Origin of the sequence: Intrasporangium chromatireducens Q5-1 (assembly GCF_000576575.1) — a bacterium.
Classification (GTDB): domain Bacteria; phylum Actinomycetota; class Actinomycetes; order Actinomycetales; family Dermatophilaceae; genus Intrasporangium_A; species Intrasporangium_A chromatireducens.
The window spans coordinates 1-3,024 of sequence record NZ_AWQS01000349.1 but is presented as its reverse complement, the minus strand read 5'-3'; the positions used below and the strand labels follow the sequence as shown (position 1 = coordinate 3,024).

The following is a 3,024-nucleotide window of genomic DNA, read 5'->3' as shown; positions in this document are numbered from 1 at the left end:
TTACTGCACGGTCGATCGGGATTACTGCACGCTCGATCGGGTTTACTGCACGCTCGATGGGAAGGAAGTGCACCGTCTATCTGGGATGGTGCGACGAGCCTCACCCACCCCTCCCCCTCCCCTCCGCCGCCATCGTCTACTACACTCGGTAGTACCAGGCTGACTGAGGAGAGCAGGTGGCCACCATGTCCGAGTACCAGTATGAGTTCGCGGGTGATCCCGTGCACGTCCTCCACCCGGAGGAGTCCTGGGAGTTCCTCCGCACCCACGAGTTCGGGCGCCTCGCCTTCCACCTCGTGGGCGAGGTCCACATCGTCCCGATCAACTACGCGGTCGAGGGGAGGCGGTTGATCTTCCTCACCGCCGAGGGCAGCAAGGTGCTGGGCGTGACGATGAACGACGACGTCGCCTTCGAGGTCGACGAGATCGTCGGCGAGCACGCCACGAGCGTCGTCGTCCGCGGCCGGGCGCACCTCGTCGAGGGTGAGGACGCCTACGTCGTCGAGCAGCTCCCGCTGCGGCCGTGGGTCGGCACCCCGAAGTACACCGTCGTCGCGGTCGCCGTCGACGAGATCTCCGGACGCCGGTTCGACCTGTCGCGCCCGTGGACCCGGGCGCGCGTGGACGTCGCGGAGAGCTGAGGCAGCGAGCGGCCGCCGGCTCCGCGGCATACGGCCTCGTTCGTATGCCGCTGGGCCGGCTCGCGCGTCACGCGCGCGCCGCCAGCCCGCGCACCAGGCCTCTGGCCATGCCGACGAAGACGACCATCCACGCGGCGACGGCGACCCACAGCCACCGGGAGCCGATCCACTCGACGAGGGGCAGGTGGTCGGCACGGCCCAGGTAGATGCCGGCGACGGCATACATGCCGAGGGGGAAGATCATGCTCCACAGGGTCGGCTCGTAGCGAAGCGGCACCTTGCGGACGTAGTGGCGCCACACCCCGGCGGCGACGAGGACCGGGATGAGCCACGTCGCGAACGCCCAGAAGACGACCGAGAGGCCCGCGATCAGGCCACGCGTCGCGTCGACCATCGGGGCGGAGTGCATCTGGACGATCCGGGCGCCGGCCACGACGGTGATGGCGACCGCCCCCATCGAGACCCAGTAGGGCGGGTCGAACTCACGCGGGTCGAGGTCGTAGAGCATGATCCGCAGCGAGACGATGATCGCCGACGCGACGTAGAGGAAGACGCCGACCGACCAGGACAGGACGGCGAGGATCGCGAGGTACTGGCGGCGGCCCTCCAAGACGACCTCGAGCGTGGCCGCCGACACAGCGACGGACTGGCTCGCGACGACCCAGATGAACCATGTGCCGTTCGCGAGCGCGACGACGGGTCGCTCCGTCCTGCTGAGGACCGCGCTCCACGGGATGACGTAGCCGAGCAGGAGCCACACGGCGAACGAGATGCCCAACAGCCAGGCCGTCAAGGTGTACCAGCCCTCGGCACCGGCGCGGGCCCCGAGGACGTTCGTGCCGGCGACGAAGGTGAAGAAGCCGAAGGCCCGCTTCGGGGCCCGGAAGTCTGCGACCATCGCGGACCGGTAGCGGAGGAAGCGCCAGGCGTTGAGCAGGCAGAGGACGACATAGGCGAGGCCGCACACCGCGAACAGGACGTGCGACAGGACGACGAAGCCCACGAGCATCAGCCCGAGGGAGATGATGCCGCTCGCCATGACGAGGGCGAAGTAGCCGGGCGTCAGTGCCTCGACCCCGCCCCTGACGCGGTCGAGGCGGGTGGGGTCCGCCATCAGCCCACGGCGTCACGAGCGGCGGCGAACGCCTCGACGCAGGCGCGGATGTCGCTCTCCGTGTGGGCCGCCGAGAGCTGGACCCGGATCCGGGCCTTGCCCTTCGGCACGACCGGGTAGCTGAACGCGATGACGTAGACGCCCGCCTTGAGCATGTGGTCCGCGATCTCGGTGGCCCGCCGGGCGCCGTCGTCGCCCGGGAACATCACGGGCCGGATCGGGTGGGTCCCGGGCAGGAGGTCGAAGCCGGCGTCCGTCATCAGATCGGTGAACAGCTCGGTGTTGCGGCGGAGCCGGTCCCGCTTGTCGTGCGAGGCGGCGATGAGGTCGAGCGCCGCGAGCGAACCGGTGACCACCGCCGGGGCGACGGAGTTGGAGAACAGGTAGGGCCGCGAGCGCTGGCGCAGCAGCTCGACGACCTCACGGTGCGAGCTCGTGTAGCCGCCCGACGCCCCACCGAGCGCCTTGCCGAGCGTGCCGGTCACGACGTCGACGCGGTCCTGGACCCCGAAGAGCTCGGGCGTGCCCCGGCCACCCTCCCCCACGAAGCCGACGGCGTGCGAGTCGTCGACGAAGACCATCGCGCCGTACTCCTCGGCGAGGTCGCAGATCTGCGGCAGCGGCGCGTAGGACCCGTCCATCGAGAAGACGCCGTCGGTCGCGATGACGACACGACGGCAGTCACGGGCCGCCTCGAGCTGGCGGCGCAGGTCGGCCATGTCGGCGTTGCGGTAGCGGAACCGCTGCGCCTTCGACAGCCGGACGCCGTCGATGATCGACGCGTGGTTGAGCTCGTCGGAGATGATCGCGTCCTCGGCGTCGAAGAGCACCTCGAAGAAGCCGCCGTTCGCGTCGAAGCAGGACGAGTAGAGGATCGTGTCCTCGGTGCCGAGGAACTCGGAGAGGCGCTGCTCGAGCCGCCGGTGCGGGGTCTGGGTGCCACAGATGAACCGGACCGACGCCATCCCGAAGCCCCACTCATCGAGCCCGACCTTCGCCGCCTCGACGATGCCCGGGTCGTCGGCGAGCCCGAGGTAGTTGTTGGCGCAGAAGTTGAGCGCCTGCGTCTGGGTCGTCGTCACGTGGGCGGACTGGGGCGAGGTGAGCTCCCGCTCCTGCTTGTAGAGGCCCGCGTCCCGGATCTCCTGCAGGGTGGCGGCGAGCTCGTCCTTGACCTTGCCGTACATCGGCTCTCCTTAGTGCGTCGGGGTCCGCCCAGCGTATTGCTCCCCCACCACCACCCGTCGAGCGAGCGCAAACTCCGGTTGC

At 69.6% G+C, this 3,024-nt stretch carries 3 protein-coding genes; 1 reads left to right on the top strand and 2 read right to left on the bottom strand.

Annotation, left to right across the window (positions count from 1 at the left end; translation table 11 throughout):
* The first annotated feature begins 185 nt into the window (after positions 1-185).
* Positions 186-641, top strand: coding sequence for a pyridoxamine 5'-phosphate oxidase family protein (locus N864_RS20790; RefSeq protein ID WP_034721876.1), 456 nt, complete (start codon positions 186-188; stop codon positions 639-641).
* A 67-nt stretch (positions 642-708) separates the two neighbouring features.
* On the opposite strand, the gene N864_RS20785 is transcribed toward N864_RS20790, so the two are convergent.
* Positions 709-1,755, bottom strand: a complete 1,047-nt coding sequence (locus N864_RS20785; RefSeq protein ID WP_034721873.1) for a tellurite resistance/C4-dicarboxylate transporter family protein — start codon at positions 1,753-1,755, stop codon at positions 709-711.
* Positions 1,755-2,942, bottom strand: coding sequence for a glycine C-acetyltransferase (locus N864_RS20780; protein ID WP_034721871.1), 1,188 nt, complete (start codon positions 2,940-2,942; stop codon positions 1,755-1,757). Before N864_RS20780 ends, N864_RS20785 begins: the two co-directional genes overlap by 1 nt.
* Positions 2,943-3,024: the final 82 nt, after the last annotated feature.

Excerpts from the sequence above, each read along its gene's own strand:
- N864_RS20790 (WP_034721876.1), top strand. The coding sequence starts at position 186 with ATGTCCGAGTACCAGTATGAGTTCGCGGGTGATCCCGTGCACGTCCTC.
- N864_RS20785 (WP_034721873.1), bottom strand. The coding sequence starts at position 1,755 with ATGGCGGACCCCACCCGCCTCGACCGCGTCAGGGGCGGGGTCGAGGCA.
- N864_RS20780 (WP_034721871.1), bottom strand. The coding sequence starts at position 2,942 with ATGTACGGCAAGGTCAAGGACGAGCTCGCCGCCACCCTGCAGGAGATC.